This is a genomic window from Streptomyces sp. JNUCC 63 (assembly GCF_054366325.1).
Genome location: NZ_CM135963.1, coordinates 931,659 through 951,924, shown reverse-complemented (window position 1 = coordinate 951,924; position 20,266 = coordinate 931,659). Strand labels below are relative to the sequence as shown.

Here is a 20,266-nt window from a genome sequence, read left to right as displayed (position 1 = left end):
GGCCTCAGCTCTCGCGTCGCTCGGCGCCGGCCCGCAGCTCGTCGCGGAGGGCGTCCGGTGTCCACTCCTCACGCACCGCCCGCCGTACGACGTCCGCCTGGGAGGGCGGGGCCAGACCGTCGACCGGCGGGTCGTTGTCGAGGTTGGTGGGGAAGGGGTAGCCCTCGGCGCTCGCGGCGACGACCCGCTCCAGCCACGCGTCGTCCACGCCCTCGGCCTTGCGCTTGAGCAGCACCGGGAAGACCGCGTTCGCCACGGCCTCGCGGTCCACGGTCTCCATCGCGCGTCCGAAGGCGGAGGAGACCTGGAGCAGGTTGGCCATGCGCCGGATGTCCGCCGACCGGTTCGTCCCGGCGGCGTGGAAGAGCGCCGGGTTGAAGAAGACGGCGTCGCCCTTGGCCAGCGGCAGCTGCACGTGGTGGGCCTCGAAGTACTCCTGGAACGCGGGCAGCCGCCAGGCCAGGTAGCCCGGCTCGTAGCGCTGCGAGTGCGGCAGGTACATCGTCGGCCCGGACTCCACCGGCATGTCGCAGTGGGCGACCGCGCCCTGGAGGGTCAGCGCGGGGGAGAGGCGGTGGACGTGTGCCGGGTAGGCGGCGGCGACCTCGTTGGTCAGGAAGCCGAGGTGGTAGTCACGGTGCACGGTCTGGGCCGCGCCGCCCGGGTTGACCACGTTGATCTGCGAGGTGACCTGGTAGCCGGGGCCGAGCCAGGCCTCGCCGACCAGCGCCAGGACGTCGTTGGCGTAGTAGTCGGCGAACGCCTCCGGATCGTGCAGGGCCGCCTTCTCCAGGGCGTTCCACACCCGGTCGTTGGCGCCCGGCTTGGCGAAGTGGTCCCCGGCGGTGGCGCCCGAGGCGTGCTGCCGGGCGATCAGGGCGTGGAAGACGGCCGTGGCCCGGTCGACCACCGAGGTGTCGGGGAAGGCGCCCCGGAACGCCACGATGCCGGGGCCGTCCTCCAGAGCGCGGGCCAGCTCGGCCTGCACGGCACGGCGGTCGCCGGCCTCGCGCAGCCGTTCGGCGTCGTAGAGGAGGACGTTCCGCTCCACCGAGGAGGCGTGCGGATAGTCGGCGAGATCGGTGTCGCGCTCGACGAGCGCGCGGAAGGAGTCGAGGTCGCAGTCCTGCTCGGACAGCCAGGAACGGCGGTGTGCGGAGGCGGAGGACATCGTCGTCCTTTCGGTCGTCGGGCGGCTGGGCCACGGGACGGTCGTCGGCGGACTCCGCCACGAGGTCACAAGGCTGTACGGCCCTGGTCGGTCCTGTCATTGTTGTCAGTACAAAGCCATCACTCAACCGGCAGCGAGCCATCAAAAACCCCTCAAGGAGCGCGCGTGGGCCACCCCTTCCCGATCCGCGAGATCGCACGTCAGGCCGGGCTGAGCGAGGCCACCGTCGACCGGGTGCTCAACGGCCGGGGCGGGGTGCGGGAGAACACCGCGCAGGAGGTGCACCGGGCCATCGCCGACCTCGACCGGCAGCGCACCCAGGTCCGGCTGGTGGGCCGCACGTTCATGGTCGACATCGTGATGCAGGCGCCCGAGCGGTTCAGCAGCGCCGTACGGGCCGCCCTGGAGGCCGAACTGCCGTCCCTGCACCCGGCCGTGGTGCGTTCCCGCTTCCACTTCCGCGAGACCGGCCCGGTGCGTGAACAGGTCGCCGTCCTCGACCGGATCGCGCGGCGCGGCTCGCAGGGCGTGATCCTCAAGGCCCCGGACGTCCCCGAGGTCACCGCGGCCGCCGGCCGGCTGGTGGCGGCCGGCATCCCGGTCGTCACCCTGGTCACCGACCTGCCCGCCGGCGCCCGCCTCGCCTACGTCGGCAGCGACAACCGGGCGGCGGGCGCCACGGCCGCGTACCTGATGGGCCAGTGGCTGGGCGACCGGCCCGGCAATGTGCTCACCAGCCTCAGCAGCGGCTTCTTCCGCAACGAGGAGGAGCGCGAGATGGGCTTCCGCAGCGCCATGCGGGCCGGCCGTCCGCGCCGGACACTGGTGGAGATCGCCGGGGGACAGGGCCTGGACGCCACGCAGTACGACCTGGTCCGGGCCGCCCTCGAGCGCGACCCGGAGATCCGCGCGGTCTACTCGATCGGCGGCGGCAACATCGCCACCCTGCGGGCGTTCGAGGACCTGGGCCGCGAGTGCGCGGTGTTCATCGCGCACGACCTCGACCAGGACAACACCCGCCTGCTGCGCGAGAGGCGCCTGTCCGCCGTGCTCCACCACGACCTGCGCCAGGACATGCGGGAGGCGTGCCACCTGGTGATGCGCGCCCACGGCGCCCTGCCGCCGGCCGGCCCGACGCTGCCGTCGGCGATCCAGGTGGTGACCCCGTACAACATGCCCGCCGGGGCGGCCGGTTGACCTGCGGAGGCGGGCTCAGAGATTGATCGCGTACACCTTGCGCAGCGTCTCGTGCACCGTCCACGTCGTACGGTCGCCCTCGCGCAGCACCGCCATGTCGCCGGGGCCGACCTTCAGGGTCGGGCCGCCCTCGACCTCGATGGTCGCCGAGCCGCTGAGCACCACGAACAGCTCGTCCGCCTCGGTGTCGGTGACGACTCCGGGGGTGATCTGCCAGATTCCGCGGACCTGCCGGCCGTCCGCCGACTCCCAGACCACCTTCCCGGTCACCTCCGGCGTCCCGGAGACGATCTGCTCCGGGTCGAGCGGCTCGGGTATGAGGTCGGCGTCGGGTACGTGCAGAGCGAAACTGTGCGTCATACGGCGACCCTAGCCGGGGCCGAGGGTGCGGGAACGCCGACAGAGTGTGGGGGATCGGCGCCGGCGTACGGACACTTCGTCGCGGCCCGTGGCGAAGTGGCGGCGGCGGGTGGCCCGGGTGATCGTCGAGGGGACCGTCCGACGCACGTCCGCGAAGGGAGCGGCTCATGGCCGACAGTGCGGCGGCCGTCCCCCCGCGGTCCGCACAGGACACCCCGTCCCTGATGCCGCTCGGCGGGGTTTACATCGCCGGCCGCGCCGCCGACCTCCCCCACGCTCGGCTCCGCTCGCGGTAATGGGGGATCCCCACCGGCGCCCCGCGCATCTCCGCGGTCTGGTTCGCGCTGACCGCCGCCGGTGTCTTCCTGCTCAGCGTCCACATGCCGCCGGCGCTGACCTTCACGGTGGTCTTCCTCACCGGCGTGTTCCTCAACAGCGCCCAGGTCATGATCTACGCCACGGTCTCCATCCGCTCCACCCCCGGCAACCGCGCCACCGCCGTCGGCTGGACCTCCGGCATGAGCCGCTCCGGCGCCGTCTTCGGCCCCTGGCTCGGCGGCCGGCTCCTCGCCGCCGACCACGGTGACTGGGGTTTCACCGCCTTGGCCCTGGCCGGCGTCTCCTCCATGATCTTCATCGGCATCGCGGCCCTGCGCACCCAGAAGCACCGCACCCGCCCCACCACCGAGCAGGAACCGCTCCCCACCGCGAGCTGACACACCGCAACGCGCGGGCGGCCGTCATGGGGCGCGCCCTGTACGTCGGGGACGTACAGGGCGCGCCCCGAATTCACGGCTGGTCGGGGGCGTCGGGATCCAGGCCTGTGCAGGCCAGTTTTCCGGCGACCTCGGCGCAGGCCTCGACGCCGCGCGGGGAGGTCACGGTGAGCATGGGGCTCGTGTCGCTGTGAGTGTCGTCGGCGGAGTAGGTGGCCGAGAGGACGCTGGCGCCGACGCGTACGGAGATCTCCCGGGCGATTGGTCCCTGTACACGCACCTGGGACCAGGCGGTGCCGCAGGAGGGCGAGTAGCGCAGACGGACGGTGTACGCCGCGCCGGTCACCGTGCTCTTGGTCTGCGCGTCCCCGGCGCAGGCCGAGGCGTCGGGCAGCATGCCCCGGCAGGACGTGCCGTGGCACCGTGGCGACGCCATCACCACCCGCGCGCCCGGTGCGGTGCCGGGGGAGGGCATGAGGAGCGCCGCCGCGGCCACCGCGCCGGCCGCGGTCAGCAGGGCGAGCGCCGTCAGCCGCGGCAGGTGTCCCGGCCGTGCCCCGGGCGGATCGGGAGGTTCGGGCTCGGCGGGCGCGGCCCCGGACTCGCCCGCGGCGTCCCACAGGGCCAGCGCCGGAGCGGGATCGGCGCCCGCGAGCCGGGCGAGGGCCTCCACGGCCGAACGCGGAGGGTGCTTGGCCCCGGTCAGATAACGGTGCCAGGCGGACTTGCTGTAAGGAGTGCGTGTGGCCAGGGCCGCCAGGCTCAGACCCGTACGGTCCCGCAACTCGCGCAGGATCGCCGCCAACTGCCCGGGTGACGGTGCCGCTTCTTGGGGCTGCCGCATGTTGCCGCTCCCGAATCCATCCCGCTTTGGGCGTTTCGCCCCGGTTGTCGGGATGGTTTCCCGGGTCGGGGGCACCGTCACACATCATGCCGACGGCCCGTCAGGAAGCGTGTGGCTCCCGGACGGGCCCTTCTGTCAGCGCCTCCGCACGTGACGGCGCGTCAGCACCACGGCACCGTGTGCCGGACCCGTACGTAGTGCGCCGAGACGTAACCCCGCACGTGCGCGAGCCGGTACCACTGCCGCGTGCCGCGCACCCAGGACCCGTACGTCCGGCACTTGAGCGCCACCAGACGGTGTGCGTGCCGGACGCCGACCACCCGGTAACGGGTGCCGGGGCCGGAGCGGACGTTCAGCGCCAAGCGGTGCGTGGTCACACGCCCGAGGGGGTGGGTCGAACGGTTGTGCGTCACCTGCCGATTGACGTGATGCCCAGGTCGCACCTGCCGGGCGGGCGTGGGCAGCAGCGAGGGGAGCGCGTGCGGGGCGGCCGCCGTCACGGCGGGGCGCGGGAGCGGGGCGGCCGGGGCCGCGCCGGCCGCCGTCGGCACCAGCGCGAGCGCCGCGGCCGTGGCCAGCAGAGCGCTGGTGAAGGTCCGTCGGACCATGGAAACCTCCGGGCTGTCGTTCCTGTGACCACGCGCCGTGATCACATGTCGCCCAGCGTTTCCGCGCCGCGGACCCGCGATGCCGTCCCCACGTCCCTGGGACGGCGGGAACGTCCCCGGGGACGGGACCCCAGGGGCCTTCGGCCCGTCTGTTCCTCGGCCGACGAGTGCTGCACCGTCCTGCCGGTCTCGGTGAACGTCCGCGTGACGCACCCGGAACGACGCCCGGCGGGACGGCGGTGACCACCCCGTCGGGGTCGCGACCGGCGAGGAGCGCTTCGCTCCGCTGCCGCTGGAGCTGTCGGCCGAGGGCGTGGTCCACGGGGGCCCCGAGGTCAGGGCCGAGTCGAGCGTGCCGGTCGGCGCGCCGGTCCTCGCCGCGTTCCACTCGGACGACCCCCAGGGGCGCAAGAACCGCCGGAACGCCCTCCTCGTCGCCCTGAGCCCGGCGGCCTTCGGCGACCCGGCGGCCTTCACCGCCGCCGTGGACACCGCACTCGGCACGCTCGAGGGCCTGCCGGCGGCGGACGACGCGGACGGCGTGTCCCGTCCCGGCGAGCGCGGCGCCGCGCCGGCGGTGGAACGCGCGGCGAACGGGGTACCCGTGGCATCGAAGGTGTGGCGCGAACTGACGGAGAGCGCGGCCGGGTTGGGAGTCGTCCCGCTCGAACCGACGCCCCCCGTCTGACACACCGTCGCACGCCGCCGGCTGTTGGAGGGGGACGGCCGGCGGCGCGCATCCGCCGGCCGTCCCACGTCGCGCGCCGCGCCCGTACGGTCACCGGCATGCCCACCGCCGCGTGGCGAGGCCGGATTTTACTTGAGTAAGGCAATTATGTGGTAAACTCCGGGTTATGCCCACCTCATCGTCGCCCACCGGACCGGTCTCGCCAGAAGTGGCCGAGATCGAGCGCGCCCTGATGCGCATCACCTATCTGAGCACACGGGCCCGGCAGCACGAGAAGCTGATGGGCCTGGCGGGTGTGCCGCTGGACCGAGCGGCGGTCGCCCTGCTGCGCCAGATCGCCGACTGCGAGCCGCAGCGGCCGGGCGAGCTGGCCCACCGCCTCGGCGTGGAGCCCTCCCACGTGACGCGCACGGTGCAGCAGCTGCAGAAGTCCGGCCACGTCACCCGCGTCCCCGACCCGGACGACCGCCGGGCCCAGCGCATCCAGCTCACCGAGACCGGCCGGGACGCCATCACCCGCATACGCGAGGCCGGCGCCCGCAGCATGCAGCTGGCCCTCGCCGGCTGGTCCCCCGAGGAACTGCGCCGGCTCGCGACGCTGTTCCACCGCATGGTCGACGACTTCTTCGCGTACGCCAAGGACGTCGACAGCGAGCAGAACACCGAACTCCCGAGAAGCACCCCATGATCGACGCGGCTCGTCGGATCGGCGCCGTACGCCGCCAGGTCGGTCGGCGTGCCTTCAAGGGGGGCGAGTTCGGCCCCGGTGCGGCCGGTGCCGGCTGGGACACGATGCTCATGGGCCTGGCCGGTCATCTGCCGAGCGGCGCCGCGGTCGACCCGGCCGGGGCCATGGCCTGACTGGGCTCCGACGAGGGCCGCCGCTTCGTCACCGCCGGCGGCGAGACCTGTACGGGGCGAACGTCGCGAGCGGCGAGGATCCGGCCCGCGCGCGAGGCCGCCGACAGGACGACGGCGGCCTGCACCGGGACCGGGGGCAGGGGAGTCCGGCGAGGGCGCGCAGGACCAGCCCCCAGGGAGTGCAGTCGGTCCACCCGCTCCCGTACGGTAGGGTTGATCTGCGCGTTCACGCGGACCACCGCACGAACGCACCGGGACGTGGCGCAGCTTGGTAGCGCACTTGACTGGGGGTCAAGGGGTCGCAGGTTCAAATCCTGTCGTCCCGACTTGCGGAAGCGCAGGTCAGAGGTCGTATCAGAGCAATCTGGTGCGGCCTCTTGATCATTTCCGCCGCGCTCATGCCGCTCCGAACGCCGAGAACGCCCACCCCGTCGCCTGGTGCGTCGCGTCGCCCGCCACCGCGGCCCGCGCGTCGCGCAGCGCCTCGGCCAGGCAGAGACCCGCGTCCAGGCCCTTGTGCAGGGCGAGCATCAGCGGGACCACCGCCTCGTCGTTGACGGGCGCGCTGCAGGCCACCACACCGGCGGTGCCGAGCGGCAGCAGCGCCGTGACCAGGCCGAGGAGTTCGTCGGCGCCGACCGAGGCGAACCGGGCGGTGTCGCAGCAGGACAGGATGATCCGGTACGGGCTGCGGCGCAGGCGTTCGAAGTCGTGCACGATGAGCGGTCCGTCGGCCATCGTCAGCGACGAGAACAGCGGGCTGTCCGCGCGGAAGGCGCCGTGCGCGGCGATGTGTGCGAGCGCGGCTCCGTCCAGCTCCCGCAGTACGCGCGACACGTGCGCGTCCTCCTCCTCCAGGACGGTCGGCGTGCCGTACCGGCCGGCCAGCTCGGGCACCTCCGCGCCGCCGGTCGCCAGTCCCGGCCCGCGCACCAGCACCTGGCGGCCGCCCGGCGGCGGCTCGGTCTCGCGGGCGCGCAGCCAGCTGCTCGCCGACGGCGACACGCTCAGCACCCGCTCCCGCAGCGACGGCAGCAGCGCCCACGGCACCCGGTGCAGGGAGCCCGGCGGCACCACCACGACCGGCCCGGAGCCCAGGTGCCGGGCGGCGGGTCCCAGCAGCAGCTCCTCCAGGCGGCGGCCCGCCGCCTCCACCAGCGGCAGCCGGGCCGCCGCGCCCGGATGGGCCAGCCGCCGCAGCCCCGCCTGTACGTGCTCGGCCTCGGTCACCGCGTCGGCGAGCCGGCCGGCCTCGAAGCGCCGTACCCGCCCCTCGCCGCACAGCAGTACGTGCACCCGCCCGTCCAGCACGGCCAGTTCGACCAGCCGCGCGTCCCCGAGCCGCGCCAGCAGCCGGGCCGGGTCGAAACGGTCACCGCCGCCGGGCGCCTCGCCGCGCAGATGCAGGGTGCGGGAGCGGATCTCCCGCTCCAGGCGCCGCTGCTCCCGCTCCAGGGCGGGGACGGGGTGCCCGTCCTGGCGGGCGGCCTCCGCGCGGGCGGCGATCTCCCGGAACGCGGTCAGGCCGCTGAGCAGGGCGTGGTCGGCGGGCGGCCGGGTGGGCGGAGCGGACAGCACGGTGGCCCGCCAGCGCTCGCTCCACACCAGCAGCCGCCGCGGCTCACCGGAGGCGAGCGCCGCCTCCTGGGCGAGCGCGGCCAGCTCGGCGCCCTGCGCGGTGGCCCGGGCGCGCAGCTCCGAGGCGCCCAGCGTCATCCGGTGGTCGTCCAGCACGTCCAGCCCGCGCCGGCACGCCTCCAGCACACCCCGCCCCGAGCCGGCCGCCCGGGCCCGCAGCGCCTGCGCGGCCCACCCCGTCATCCGGGCGAGCGGCGGCCCGACGTGCCGGCTGCGCGCGGCGACCGCCAGATGCGTCTCGGCGTCCGCCGGCCGGCCCAGGGCGAGCGCGATCCGTCCCGCCAGCAGCGAGGCCTCCGGCGCGGCCGGCGAGCCGAAGGAGGCCAGCCGCTCGGCCAGCGCGGCCGCCTCCGCGACCAGCCGTCCCGAGCGGCGCCCGGTGGCGACCCGCGCCTCGATCAGCACCAGCCGGGCGTGCGTCTCCCACCAGGCGCGCTGCTGCCCGGCGAACAGCCGTACGGCCGCCGCGGCGCGCGCGATCGCGGTGTGCGGGTCGTCCGCCGGCCGCGCGGCCCGCGCCGCGGCCAGCAGCAGCTCCGCCTTGCGGGTCGACTGGCCGCCGATGCCGTCCAGTTCGGCGATCGCCGCGTCCGCCCCGGCCAGTGCCTCGGGGGCGAGCCCGGCCGCCATCAGGACCTCGCAGCGCCGGATGTCGAGCATGAAGGTGGGCGTGCCGAGCTCGGCGTACCGCTTCTCGGCCTCGTCCAGCAGCCGCAGCGCCGCCGGGATGTCGCCCTGCCGGAACGCCGCCAGGCCCCGGCTCTCCACCGCGTCGGCCTTGTCGTGCTCCTGGCCGGTGGTGTCCCACAGCGCCTGGGCCGCGGTGAAGTCGGCGTCCGCCCGCTCCACCGCGCCCAGCGCCAGGTGCACGGTGGCCCGCAGCGTCAGCGCCCGCGCCGTCCAGATCACGTCGTCGGCCTGCCGCAGTACGGGAATCGCCCGCCGTACGTCCTCCAGCGCCTCGCGATGCCGGCCCAGCACCCACCACACGTACGCCCGCCGGTACAGCACCCGCGCCCGGGTGTGTCCCGTCCCGCGCGCGACCCCGCGCTCGAACGCCGCCAGCCCCTGCCGCGTGCGCCCCGCGTGCACCAACGCAACCCCGAGCGTGGCCAGTACGTCGGCCTCCCGCTCGGCCGAGTCCGCCCGCGCCGCCAGGTCCCGGGCACGCCGCAGATGCCGCAGGGCCAGGCGCAGGTCGCCGAAGTCCCGCTGCCAGATGCCGATCACCTGGTGGGCGACGGAGCCGTGCAGCGGCGGCGGACCGGCGTCGAGCAGCCCCCGGGCCCGCGCCAGGGCCTCGCCGGGGGCGGCGAACACCATGGGCAGCAGTTCGAGGACCGAGGCGCTTCCGGCTGTCACGCGTCGGATGGTAGTGGCCTGGTGGTGGCCCTGTAACCGCGTCGGGTGGGTCTGACGCTGTATCAAACGGGTCCCGCACGGCTCTGACTGACGAACCACCGCACCAACGGGAGGACACGCCATGGCACCTCAGCGATTCCGCGAGCAGTTCGACCAGATCCAGCGCTCGATGCCGGACGTGCCGCTGGCGATGGGCCCGGACGACTCGGCCGAGTTCTTCTACGAGAAGGGCGTCGTCCTCGCCCGCGACGGCGAGGAGGCCCGTCTCGTCGAGGACACCGTCCGCGCGCACTTCACCGGGGCGACCGGTCTGACCGCCGACCGCGTGCGCCGGGCGGGCCCCGAGACCAACCGCACCGGCATCACCCGCATCCAGGTCGGCGACCCGGGCCACGGCGACCGCAGCGGCGACCGCGCCGTGGCGCACGCGCTGCGCGCCCTGCGCGAGCACGAGGGCCGGGCCGGACGGCGGCTGGTCAGCCGCAACCACGTGGTGTCCATCGCGGTCAACGCCTGCCCCGGCGACGAGCCCGTGCCCGCCCCGCTCACCCAGGGCGCCAACCCGGCACCCGCCGAGACCGCCTACGACGCGGACACCGCCGTCGGCGTCCTCGTCGTCGACACCGGTCTCATGCACGACTACCGCTCGGTCCCGCTGCTGGCCCACGTCCAGGGCGACGCCCAGGTGAAGGAGACCGACGACACCGGAGTCCTGCGGCAGTACGTCGGTCACGGCACGTTCATCGCGGGGCTGGTCGCGGCCGTCGCACCCAACACCGACATCACCGTGCGCGGCACCCTCGACGACGCCGGGGCCGTCCTGGAGTCCGACTTCGGGCACAAGCTCTTCGAGGCCGTCGACGCCGACGGCTGGCCCGACATCATCAGCCTGTCCGCCGGCACCTCCAACGGCCGCACCGACGGACTGCTCGGCGTCGACGCCTTCATGCGGGAGCTGCGCGCCCGGGGCACCCTCCTCGTGGCGGCCGCCGGCAACAACGGCAGCGCCACCCCGTTCTGGCCCGCCGCCTACGCCGACCTGCCCGAATACGCCGGCTCCGTCCTGTCCGTCGGCGCCCTGCGCGGCGACGGCGAACACGGCGCCTGCTTCAGCAACCACGGTGCCTGGGTGAAGGCCTACGCCCCCGGCGAGCGGCTGACCAGCGTGCTCACCGGCTTCGAGGCGCCCGTGCCGTACGTCTACCAGCACTCCACCTACGACGCCTGCCGGTACGGCTTCGGCTACGCCTGCACCTGCCAGTCCCCGCGCCACACCGGTGTGCTCAGCGGAGGACAGGAGCCCGCCTCCGCCAAGCCGGACCAGGTGATGTTCGAGGGGTACGCGCACTGGAGCGGGACCTCCTTCGCCACCCCCGTCGCCGCCGGCATGGTCGCCGCGTACATGACGGCGCACAAGGAGCGCGACCCGCGCGCGGCCCGGCGTCAACTGCTCGAGACCAATACCGAGTACGCCGAAGTGCGCGGGGCGCACGTGCCGGCGCTGCGCCCGCCCACCTGGCGTCCCGTCCCCGTCGTCCGGCTGGCTCCGTCGGCATGAGGGCCGGAGCCGTCCCCTCCACGGCGTACCATGACATGCCGTATTCGAGGGGTGGGATCGTGGACCGTGCAGATGTCGGCGTGCTCGTCCAATCCGCCGTCGACGGCGACGCGGCGGCCTGGAAGGCACTGGTGGAGGGGCTCAGCCCGCTGGTGTGGTCCGTCGTGCGCGCACATCGGCTCTCCGACGCCGACGGGCACGAGGTGTACCAGACCGTCTGGTTCCGCTTCGCCCAGCACCTCGGGCGGATCCGGGAACCCGGCAAGGCGGGCTCGTGGCTGGCGAGCACCGCGCGCAACGAGTGCCTGAAGACGCTGCGGAGCCTGAGCCGGCTGACGGTGACGAACGATCCGCAGCTGCTGGACCGGGTGAGCGAGGAGAGCACGCCGGAGCAGTCGCTGCTCGACTCCGAGGAGGCCGCCGCGCAGAGCGAGCGGATCCGCCGGCTGTGGCAGGAGTTCGAGAAACTCGGCGACCGCTGCCGCCAGTTGCTGCGCGTGCTGATCGCCTCGCCGCCGCCCAGCTACCAGGAGGTGTCCGCCGCGCTGGGGGTCGCCGTGGGCAGCATCGGACCTCTGCGCCAGCGCTGTCTGCGGCGCCTGCGCGCACGACTCGACGCACGGGGGACAGCGTGAGCGAGCACAAGGACCGCCAGGACAGCTCGTACGACGACGAGCCGGACGAGGGCCTGCTGGAGCAGGAGCTGCGGCAGGCCGCGGCCATCCTCGACCCCGTCCCGGACCATCTGCTCCAACTGGCCGTCGACGCCTACGCGTTGCACGACCTGGACGCCCGCATCGCCGAGCTGACCTTCGACTCGCTCGTCGACGCCATCCCGGTCAGGGGGGCGACGGACACGCCGCGGATGCTGACCTTCCAGGCCGGTGACCTGACCGTGGACGTCGAGGTCACCGGGGACGGGCTGATGGGACAGCTGCTGCCGCCGCAGCCGGCCCGCATCGAGGTGCTGGGCGGCCCGCAGGCGGGCGTCGCGCTCACCACCGACGACCTGGGCCGCTTCGCAGGCGACGCACCGCCCTCCGGCCCGTTCGCGCTACGGCTGCGCGCGGGCGGGGAGGTCGTGGTCACTCAGTGGCTGCGGGCGTGACCGGGCCGGCGCACCTCACCGGCCGACCGGGACGGCGTCGACGAGGGCGGCCAGCGCCTCGGCGAGCCGGTTCAGCCCGGGGCCCGCGGGCCCGCCCGGCTCGGTCATGTACGTGTCCCGGCGTATCTCCACCATCAGAGCGCCGACGCGCGCGTCGCTGCCGTAGAACTCCAGCGGGACGTAGGTGCCCTTGAACGGGCTGTCCAGCCCCGTCTCCCCGCACGGCTCGAACGCCTTGCGGGCGAGCTCCGTCAGCTCGGGCGGCGTGTGGAAGGCGTCGGTACCCAGGCACACGGGCGGCCGGGGGCCCTCGCCGTGCAGCTCATAGGGCAGCGCGGCGCTCGGGTAGGAGTGCACGTCGATGACCACGGCCCGTCCGGTCGCGGCCAGCCGGTCCGCGACGGCCTTGGTCATGGCCTCGGCGTACGGCCGGAAGTAACGCTCGATCAGCAGCTCGGGGTCGGTGTCCGCCGCCCGCAGCAGGTCCCGGTGCGTGGTCCGCGTGTACACCGCGCCCATCCCGACGGCGAGCATCTCCTCCCGCTCGTCCGGGAACCGCTCCGGATCCACCACCAGCCGCGACAGCCGGTTGACGAACCGCCACGGCGTCACGTCGGCCAGCCCGGCCGCCACCTCGGCGATCCGCGCGGTGTGCGAGTCGGTGATGTGGTCCAGCTCCCGCTCCAGCGCCCCGTCGTCCAGCACGATCCCGGCCCGCACACCGGCCGGTATCTCCCGCGCCGAGTGCGGCACGTGCAGGATCACGGGGGAGTCGTCGGCGCCGGGGAGGAGTGCGAAGGACGGTGCGGTGTCGGGCACGGGAGGGCTCCTGAGGTCTCGGGGAACACGGCGCCCCGATCATGCCGCACCCCACTGACAACGCGACTCAGCCTGCCCCCAGCAGCTCCCGGACCAACCGCCCCACCTGCTCCGTCTCGACGAGGAAGCCGTCGTGGCCGCACGACGACTCGATCACCCGGAGATGGTCGGCGCCCGGGATGCCGGCGGCCAGTTCCTCCTGCTGGGCGAGCGGGTAGAGACGGTCGGAGTCGACCCCGGCCACCAGCGTGGGAGCGGTCACCCGGCGCAGGGCGGCGCGCACACCGCCGCGGGCACGGCCGGCGTCGTGGGCGTTCATCGCCTCGACCAGGACGACGTAGCTGCCCGCGTCGAACCGCCGTACCAGCTTGCCCGCGTGGTGGTCGAGGTAGGACTCCACCTGGTAGCGGCCCCCGTGCCACGGGTGCTCCGCGTCCTGCGGGGCACGGCCGAAACGGAGCTGGAGCTCGGCCTCGCTGCGGTAGGTGACATGGGCGAGACGGCGGGCCAGACCCAGGCCGGCGTGCGGTCCGGGACCGGTGTCGTGGTAGTCGCCGCCGCGCCAGTGCGGATCGCTGCGGATGGCGTGCAGCTGGACGCTCGCCCAGGCGATCTGCTCCGCGCTCGCCGCCGCCGTCGTGGCGAGCAGCAGCAGGGCACCGGTGCGCTCCGGGTACGACACCGCCCATTCCAGAGCCCGCATCCCGCCCATCGAGCCGCCGACCACCAGGGCCCACCTGTCGATGCCCAGCGCGTCCGCCAGGTCCCGCTCGGCCGCCACCTGGTCCCGCTGGGTCACGAACGGGAACGCCCCGCCCCAGCACCGCGTCCCGTCGGGCCGCGGCGAGGCCGGTCCCGTACTGCCCTGGCAGCCGCCCAGCACGTTCGGCGCGACGACGAACCACCGGTCGGTGTCCAGCGCCCGGCCCGGCCCGACCAGCTCCTCCCACCAGCCCGGCGTGGGATGACCGGGCCCGGCCGGCCCGGTGACATGGCTGTCACCGGTGAGCGCGTGCAGCACCAGCACCGCGTTGGAGGCGTCCGGGGCCAGGCGGCCCCACGTCTCGAACGCCAGCCGTACGCCCGGCAGTTCACCCCCCGCTTCCAGCGGCAGCGGCCGGTGCAGGCCGTGCCACCGGCGGCGCCCCGGCGGGTCCCCCTCCCGCCAGGCCCCGGAGGCCGGCGGGAGGGGGAGCGGGTCCGCGTGGGTGATCACGGTGTTCAGGACGCCGCCTTGGACGCGCGGAAGCCGGCCTCCAGATCGGCCTTGAGGTCGGCGAGGCTCTCGATGCCGACCGACAGCCGCACCAGGCCCGGCGCGGTCCCGGTGGCCGCCAGCTGCTCCTCGTCCAGCTGGCTGTGCGTGGTGGACGCCGGGTGGATGATCAGGCTCCGTACGTCGCCGATGTTGGCGAGGTGGCTGAACAGCTCCACCCCGTCCACGAACCGCTTGCCCGCTTCGACCCCGTCGCGCAGCTCGAAGGAGACCACCGCCCCCGCACCGTGCGGCAGGTAGGTGCGCGCCGCCTCGTACCAGGGGCTGGAGGGAAGCCCCGCGTAGTGGACCACCGAGACCTCGTCGCGCTGCTCCAGCCACTCCGCGAGGGCCTGCGCGTTGGCGGAGTGCCGCTCCATGCGCAGGCTCAGCGTCTCCACGCCCTGCAGCAGCAGGAACGCCGAGTGCGGGGACAGCGCCGGCCCCAGGTCGCGCAGCAGCTGCACGCGCAGCTTGGCGGCGAACGCGCCCGGCCCGAGCGCCGGCCAGTAGCGCAGGCCGTGGTAGCTGGGGTCGGGCTCGGTGAAGTCCGGGAAGCGGTCGGCGTGCGCGCCGAAGTCGAAGGTGCCGCCGTCCACCACGACGCCCGCGAGCGTGGTGCCGTGCCCGCCGAGGAACTTGGTCGCCGAGTGCACCACGACGTCCGCGCCGTGCTCGAGGGGGCGCAGCAGGTAGGGCGTCGCCACCGTGTTGTCCACGATCAGCGGCACGCCCGCCGCGTGCGCCACGTCGGCGACCGCCCGCACGTCCAGCACGTTGCCGCGCGGGTTGCCCAGCGTCTCCGCGAACAGCGCCTTGGTGTTCGGCCGGACCGCCGCCCGCCAGGCGTCCAGGTCGTCCGGGTCCTCCACGAACGACACCTCGATGCCGAACTTCGGCAGGGTGTGCCGGAACAGGTTGTACGTGCCGCCGTACAGCGACGCACTGGACACGACGTGGTCGCCGGCGTGCGCGACGGTCAGCAGCGCGAGCGTCTCCGCGGCCTGCCCGGAGGCCAGCGCCACCGCGGCGACTCCGCCCTCGAGCGCCGCGATCCGCTGCTCGAAGACGTCCTGGGTGGGGTTGTGGATGCGGGTGTAGATGTTGCCGGGCTCGGCGAGCGAGAACAGGTCGGCGGCGTGCTGCGTGTCCCGGAAGGCGAACGACGTGGTCTGGTAGATCGGCGTCGCCCGCGCGCCGGTCACCGGGTCGGGCGCGGCCCCGGCGTGCACCTGCCTGGTCTCGAACGACCAGGCGGAGGTGTCGGGCCCGGCGGGCGCTTCGTCGGGCGTGTGGCCGGCGGTGACGGCGTCGACGGGCTGGGTGGGGTCGCTCATGGTGCTCCTCGTATGAAGTGCGGTGATACCGGCTGCTGTATGCCAGGTGCCGAGCGCTGTGTGCCGCGGGGCGTTCCCGGGGCATGCGTGAGCGCGTGCGTGATCTGCGGGAGGATGGGGAAGAGGAACCGACACGCTGGGGCGGAACGCCGGTTCGCAGGACGTCGGCCAGCGGGACGTCAGTCGGCGAGGCGACAACCCATGCCGGTGACACGTACGTAGTCGACGTGGCGGCGGCTCACAAGCATGATCATGCGATTCAGGGTAAGCATATGCGCCGCGAAGTGCCAGAGCCGGGTGGGGAACGCCACACAACCGTCACAGACGGGTCCGCCCCGGCCGGCGGGGTGCCGGTCGGGGCGGAGGGCCGTCGAACTCCCGGGCGTCAGGCCCGGGCGGTCACCCGGGTCAGCTCAGGGAGGCCAGGGCCTCGTTCCAGGTGGCCGACGGGCGCATGACCTCGGCGGCCTTGGCCGGGTCGGGCTGGTAGTAGCCGCCGATGTCGGCCGGCTTGCCCTGGACGGCGATCAGCTCGTCGACGATCGTCTGCTCGCCCGCGGCGAGCGTCTCGGCGAGCGGGGCGAAGGCCTTGGCCAGGTCCGCGTCGTCGGTCTGCCGGGCCAGCTCCTGCGCCCAGTACAGGGACAGGTAGAAGTGGCTGCCGCGGTTGTCGATGCCGCCGACGCGACGGGTCGGGGACTTGTTCTCGTTCAGGAAGGTCGCCGTGGCCCGGTCGAGGGTGTCGGCGAGGACCTGGGCGCGCGCGTTGCCGGTGGTCTTGGCGTACTGCTCCAGGGACGGCACCAGGGCGAAGAACTCGCCCAGGGAGTCCCAGCGCAGGTAGTTCTCCTTGACCAGCTGCTGCACGTGCTTGGGCGCGGAGCCGCCGGCGCCCGTCTCGAACAGGCCGCCGCCCGCCATCAGCGGGACCACGGAGAGCATCTTGGCGCTGGTGCCCAGCTCCAGGATCGGGAACAGGTCGGTGAGGTAGTCGCGCAGCACGTTGCCGGTGACGGAGATGGTGTCCTCACCGCGGCGGATGCGCTCCACCGACAGCTTGGTCGCCTCGACGGGGGACAGGATCCTGATGTCCAGGCCCTCGGTGTCGTGCTCCGGCAGGTACTGCTCGACCTTGGCGATCAGGTTGGCGTCGTGGGCGCGGCCCTCGTCCAGCCAGAAGACGGCCGGGTCGCCGGTGGCGCGGGCGCGGGTGACGGCCAGCTTCACCCAGTCCTTGATCGGGGCGTCCTTGGTCTGGCAGGCGCGGAAGATGTCGCCGGCGGAGACCGTCTGCTCGAGCACGGCGTTGCCGGCCCGGTCGACGAGGCGGACCGTGCCGGTGACCGGGATCTCGAAGGTCTTGTCGTGGCTGCCGTACTCCTCGGCCTTCTGCGCCATCAGGCCGACGTTCGGGACCGAGCCCATGGTGGAGGGGTCGTAGGCGCCGTTGGCCCGGCAGTCCTCGATGACGGCCTGGTAGACGCCCGCGTAGGAGGAGTCCGGCAGGACCGCGAGGGTGTCGTGCTCCTGGCCGTCCGGGCCCCACATGTGGCCGGAGGTGCGGATCATGGCCGGCATGGAGGCGTCGACGATCACGTCGGAGGGCACGTGCAGGTTGGTGATGCCCTTGTCGGAGTCCACCATCGCCAGCTCCGGGCCCTCGGCGAGCTCGGCGTCGAAGGAGGCCTTGATCTCGGCGCCCTCCGGCAGGGACTCCAGGCCCTTGAAGATGCCGCCCAGACCGTCGTTCGGGGTCAGGCCGGCCGCGGCGAGCGCCTCGCCGTACTTCGCGAACGTCTTCGGGAAGAAGGCGCGCACCACGTGACCGAAGATGATCGGGTCGGAGACCTTCATCATCGTGGCCTTCAGGTGCACGGAGAACAGCACGCCCTCCTGCTTGGCGCGGGCGACCTGCACGGTCAGGAACTCGCGCAGCGCGGCGACGCGCATCACGGAGGCGTCCACGACCTCGCCCTCGAGGACGGGTACGGACTCGCGCAGCACGGTGGTGGAGCCGTCGTCGCCCTTCAGCTCGATGCGCAGAGCGCCGTCCTCGGCGATCACCACGGACTTCTCGGTGGAGCGGAAGTCGTCGACGCCCATGGTCGCCACGTTCGTCCTGGACTCGGAGGTCCAGGCGCCCATGCGGTGCGGGTGGGTCTTGGCGTAGTTCTTGACCGAGGCGGGGGCGCGGCGGTCGGAGTTGCCCTCACGCAGCACCGGGTTCACCGCGGAGCCCTTGACCTTGTCGTAGCGGGCACGGATCTCCCGCTCCTCGTCGGTCTTGGGGTCGTCCGGGTAGTCCGGCAGCGCGTAGCCCTGGCCCTGCAGCTCGGCGATCGCGGCCTTCAGCTGCGGGATCGACGCCGAGATGTTCGGCAGCTTGACGATGTTGGCCTCGGGCGTCTTGGCGAGCTCGCCCAGCTCGGACAGCGCGTCGGGAATCCGCTGGTCCTCGGTGAGGTACTCCGGGAACACGGCGATGATGCGCCCGGCCAGCGAGATGTCGCGGGTCTCCACAGCGACACCCGCCTGAGCGGCGTAGGCCTTGACCACCGGCAGGAAGGAATACGTAGCCAGGGCCGGGGCCTCGTCAGTGTGGGTGTAGATGATGGTCGAGTCAGTCACCGGGTGCTCCGCTCCACGTCTGCAACATTACTCGACATCAAGATATCCCGTGAGCGCCCGCGACTCGACAGGGGCCTGTCCCGGGCGGGGAGGCGACCGCGGAGGCGAAGCCTTGACCTCAAGGTCGCTCGAGGTCCTAGGTTTTGTTCCATGAGCATGGAGACCACCGCCTGGACGCAACTGCACAGCGTCATGACCGCCCAGCAGGAGCGCCGTCCGCTCGCCCGCGCCACGCTGCGCCGCATCGGCGCGTTCGCCCGCCCCCACCGCCGCCGTATCGCGCTGTTCGTCGCCCTGGGGGTGGTGACCGCACTGCTCGCCGTGGCGACCCCGGTGCTCGCCGGCCGTGTCGTCGACGTGATCGTGTCACGGGGCGACCGGGGCACGGTCGTACGACTGGCCCTGCTCATCGCGCTGATCGCGGTGGCCGAGGCGGCGCTCGGCATCCTCGGCAGACGCCTGTCGGCCACGCTCGGCGAGGGACTGATCCTCGACCTGCGCACGGCCGTGTTCGACCATGTGCAGCGGATGCCGGTCGCGTTCTTCACGCGCACGCGTACCGGAGCGCTCGTCTCCCGCCTCAACAACGACGTCATCGGCGCCCAGCGGGCCTTCAGCAACACCCTGTCCGGCGTGGTGAGCAACGTGGTCACACTCCTGCTCACCCTCGCCGTCATGCTCACTCTCTCCTGGCAGATCACGCTGCTCGCGCTGGTGCTGCTGCCGGTGTTCGTGGTGCCGGCCCGCCGGATGGGCAGCCGGATGGCCCGCATGCAGCGGGAGGCGGCCACGCTGAACGCGGCGATGGGCACCCGGATGACGGAACGCTTCTCCGCCCCCGGCGCCACCCTGGTCAAGCTCTTCGGCCGCCCCGAGCAGGAGTCGGAGGAGTTCGCGGCGCGGGCCCGCCGGGTGCGGGACATCGGCATCCGTACGGCGACGGCGCAGTCCGCGTTCATCACCGCGCTCACCCTGGTGTCGTCCCTGGCCCTGGCCCTGGTCTACGGCCTCGGCGGCTTCTTCGCCCTGCGCGGCACCCTGGAGCCGGGCGCGATCGTCTCGCTGGCCCTGCTCCTGACCCGGCTGTACGCGCCGCTCACGGCGCTCGCCGGGGCGCGCGTGGAGGTGATGAGCGCCCTGGTCAGCTTCGAGCGCGTCTTCGAGGTGCTGGACCTCGAACCACTGATCAAGGAGAAGCCGGACGCCCGCGAGGTGCCGGACGGCCCGGTCGCGGTGGAGTTCGACGGCGTCCGCTTCGGCTACCCGTCCGCCGACAAGGTCTCCCTCGCCTCCCTGGAGGAGGTCGCGAGCCTGGACACCCGCGGCGGCGACGAGGTCCTGCACGGCGTCTCCTTCCGCGCCGAGCCCGGCCGGACCGTCGCCCTCGTCGGCTCCTCCGGCGCCGGCAAGTCGACGATCGCCGGGCTGCTGCCCCGCCTGTACGACGTCGACGAGGGCGCCGTGCGCGTCGGCGGCGTCGACGTACGCGACCTGACCTTCGCCTCCCTGCGGGAAACCCTCGGCATGGTCACCCAGGACGGCCACCTCTTCCACGACTCGGTCCGCGCCAACCTCCTCCTGGCCCGCCCCTCGGCGACCGACGGGGAACTGTGGGACGCCCTGCGCCGCGCCCGCCTCGACGACCTCGTCCACTCCCTGCCCGACGGCCTCGACACGGTCGTCGGCGAGCGCGGCTACCGTCTCTCCGGCGGCGAACGCCAGCGCATGACCATCGCCCGGCTGCTGCTGGCCCGACAGCGGGTCGTCATCCTCGACGAGGCGACCGCCCACCTCGACAACACCTCCGAGGCGGCCGTCCAGGAGGCGTTGACCGAGGCCCTGGAGGGCCGGACCGCGGTCGTGATCGCCCACCGGCTGTCCACGGTCCGCGCCGCGGACCTCATCCTGGTCGTCGAGCAGGGCCGGATCGCCGAACGGGGCACCCACGAGGAACTCCTCGCGGCGGACGGCCGGTACGCGGAGCTGTACCGCACGCAGTTCGCACAGCGGCCCGACGGGGTGCGAAGGATCGCCGTGGCCGGGGAGACGGTGGCTTGGACGGCGGCACGACCGGCAGGCTGACGGCACGAGAGGCGACGCCGTGCGCCGCGCCCCG

Annotated in this window: 18 protein-coding genes and 1 tRNA gene; 10 read left to right on the top strand and 9 right to left on the bottom strand. The window is 73.5% G+C overall.

Going from position 1 to position 20,266, the window contains the following annotated elements:
- Positions 1–4 precede the first annotated feature (4 nt).
- Entirely contained in the window at positions 5–1,171 is a 1,167-nt protein-coding gene (locus ACX25U_RS04365; RefSeq protein WP_454389211.1) for a phytanoyl-CoA dioxygenase family protein, read from the bottom strand.
- A 165-nt stretch (positions 1,172–1,336) separates the two neighbouring features.
- Here ACX25U_RS04365 and ACX25U_RS04360 point away from each other — a divergent pair, with 165 nt between their 5' ends.
- On the top strand, positions 1,337–2,368 hold the full coding sequence (locus ACX25U_RS04360) for a LacI family DNA-binding transcriptional regulator (protein WP_454389210.1): 1,032 nt from the start codon (positions 1,337–1,339) through the stop codon (positions 2,366–2,368).
- Positions 2,369–2,383: 15 nt separating this feature from the next.
- Here ACX25U_RS04360 and ACX25U_RS04355 read toward each other — a convergent pair whose 3' ends face one another.
- Positions 2,384–2,728, bottom strand: coding sequence for a cupin domain-containing protein (locus ACX25U_RS04355; protein WP_454389209.1), 345 nt, complete (start codon positions 2,726–2,728; stop codon positions 2,384–2,386).
- A gap of 302 nt (positions 2,729–3,030) precedes the next feature.
- Here ACX25U_RS04355 and ACX25U_RS04350 point away from each other — a divergent pair, with 302 nt between their 5' ends.
- Positions 3,031–3,444, top strand: coding sequence for an MFS transporter (locus ACX25U_RS04350; RefSeq protein ID WP_454394822.1), 414 nt, complete (start codon positions 3,031–3,033; stop codon positions 3,442–3,444).
- A 73-nt stretch (positions 3,445–3,517) separates the two neighbouring features.
- Here ACX25U_RS04350 and ACX25U_RS04345 read toward each other — a convergent pair whose 3' ends face one another.
- Both ACX25U_RS04345 and ACX25U_RS04340 read right to left on the bottom strand, forming a co-directional pair.
- Positions 3,518–4,288: a DUF2690 domain-containing protein gene (locus ACX25U_RS04345; protein ID WP_454389208.1), complete on the bottom strand. Its 771-nt coding sequence runs from the start codon at positions 4,286–4,288 to the stop codon at positions 3,518–3,520.
- A 161-nt stretch (positions 4,289–4,449) separates the two neighbouring features.
- A complete protein-coding gene (locus tag ACX25U_RS04340; RefSeq protein ID WP_454389207.1) occupies positions 4,450–4,896 on the bottom strand; it encodes an SH3 domain-containing protein in 447 nt (148 codons plus the stop codon).
- 313 nt (positions 4,897–5,209) lie between these two features.
- Here ACX25U_RS04340 and ACX25U_RS04335 point away from each other — a divergent pair, with 313 nt between their 5' ends.
- From ACX25U_RS04335 to ACX25U_RS04320, 4 genes are all read left to right on the top strand, one after another.
- On the top strand, positions 5,210–5,584 hold the full coding sequence (locus ACX25U_RS04335) for an Ldh family oxidoreductase (protein ID WP_454389206.1): 375 nt from the start codon (positions 5,210–5,212) through the stop codon (positions 5,582–5,584).
- Positions 5,585–5,750: 166 nt separating this feature from the next.
- Positions 5,751–6,272 carry a MarR family winged helix-turn-helix transcriptional regulator gene (locus ACX25U_RS04330; RefSeq protein WP_454389205.1) on the top strand — a complete coding sequence of 174 codons (522 nt, stop codon included), beginning with the start codon at positions 5,751–5,753 and terminating at the stop codon, positions 6,270–6,272.
- The gene (locus ACX25U_RS04325; RefSeq protein WP_454389204.1) at positions 6,269–6,445 is read left to right on the top strand and encodes a hypothetical protein; all 177 of its coding nucleotides are present in this window, start codon (positions 6,269–6,271) and stop codon (positions 6,443–6,445) included. The genes ACX25U_RS04330 and ACX25U_RS04325 overlap by 4 nt, the downstream gene beginning before the upstream one ends.
- 252 nt (positions 6,446–6,697) lie before the next feature.
- Positions 6,698–6,771, top strand: a tRNA-Pro gene (locus tag ACX25U_RS04320).
- A 70-nt stretch (positions 6,772–6,841) separates the two neighbouring features.
- Here the strand turns inward: ACX25U_RS04320 and ACX25U_RS04315 are convergent.
- The gene (locus tag ACX25U_RS04315; RefSeq protein WP_454394820.1) at positions 6,842–9,406 is read right to left on the bottom strand and encodes a CHAT domain-containing protein; all 2,565 of its coding nucleotides are present in this window, start codon (positions 9,404–9,406) and stop codon (positions 6,842–6,844) included.
- 160 nt (positions 9,407–9,566) lie between these two features.
- Between ACX25U_RS04315 and ACX25U_RS04310 the strand changes: the two genes are divergently transcribed.
- The 3 genes from ACX25U_RS04310 to ACX25U_RS04300 are packed head-to-tail and all read left to right on the top strand — an operon-like array spanning position 9,567 to position 12,111.
- Positions 9,567–11,003 carry a S8/S53 family peptidase gene (locus ACX25U_RS04310; RefSeq protein ID WP_454389203.1) on the top strand — a complete coding sequence of 479 codons (1,437 nt, stop codon included), beginning with the start codon at positions 9,567–9,569 and terminating at the stop codon, positions 11,001–11,003.
- Between the two features lie 35 nt (positions 11,004–11,038).
- Positions 11,039–11,638, top strand: a complete 600-nt coding sequence (locus tag ACX25U_RS04305) for an RNA polymerase sigma factor (protein ID WP_454389202.1) — start codon at positions 11,039–11,041, stop codon at positions 11,636–11,638.
- Positions 11,635–12,111 carry a hypothetical protein gene (locus ACX25U_RS04300; RefSeq protein WP_454389201.1) on the top strand — a complete coding sequence of 159 codons (477 nt, stop codon included), beginning with the start codon at positions 11,635–11,637 and terminating at the stop codon, positions 12,109–12,111. Before ACX25U_RS04305 ends, ACX25U_RS04300 begins: the two co-directional genes overlap by 4 nt.
- 15 nt (positions 12,112–12,126) lie before the next feature.
- Here the strand turns inward: ACX25U_RS04300 and ACX25U_RS04295 are convergent, their stop codons facing one another.
- From ACX25U_RS04295 to ACX25U_RS04280, 4 genes are all read right to left on the bottom strand, one after another.
- Entirely contained in the window at positions 12,127–12,930 is an 804-nt protein-coding gene (locus tag ACX25U_RS04295; RefSeq protein WP_454389200.1) for an N-formylglutamate amidohydrolase, read from the bottom strand.
- 67 nt (positions 12,931–12,997) lie between these two features.
- Positions 12,998–14,155 carry a homoserine O-acetyltransferase MetX gene (metX, locus tag ACX25U_RS04290; RefSeq protein ID WP_454394818.1) on the bottom strand — a complete coding sequence of 386 codons (1,158 nt, stop codon included), beginning with the start codon at positions 14,153–14,155 and terminating at the stop codon, positions 12,998–13,000.
- Positions 14,152–15,522 (bottom strand): bifunctional o-acetylhomoserine/o-acetylserine sulfhydrylase, encoded by a 1,371-nt coding sequence (locus tag ACX25U_RS04285; RefSeq protein ID WP_454389199.1) that lies wholly within the window; start codon positions 15,520–15,522, stop codon positions 14,152–14,154. The genes metX and ACX25U_RS04285 overlap by 4 nt, the downstream gene beginning before the upstream one ends.
- Before the next feature lie 408 nt (positions 15,523–15,930).
- The gene (locus tag ACX25U_RS04280) at positions 15,931–18,150 is read right to left on the bottom strand and encodes an NADP-dependent isocitrate dehydrogenase (protein ID WP_454389198.1); all 2,220 of its coding nucleotides are present in this window, start codon (positions 18,148–18,150) and stop codon (positions 15,931–15,933) included.
- Between the two features lie 156 nt (positions 18,151–18,306).
- Between ACX25U_RS04280 and ACX25U_RS04275 the strand changes: the two genes are divergently transcribed.
- Positions 18,307–20,232 carry an ABC transporter ATP-binding protein gene (locus ACX25U_RS04275; protein WP_454394816.1) on the top strand — a complete coding sequence of 642 codons (1,926 nt, stop codon included), beginning with the start codon at positions 18,307–18,309 and terminating at the stop codon, positions 20,230–20,232.
- The last annotated feature ends 34 nt before the right edge of the window (positions 20,233–20,266 follow it).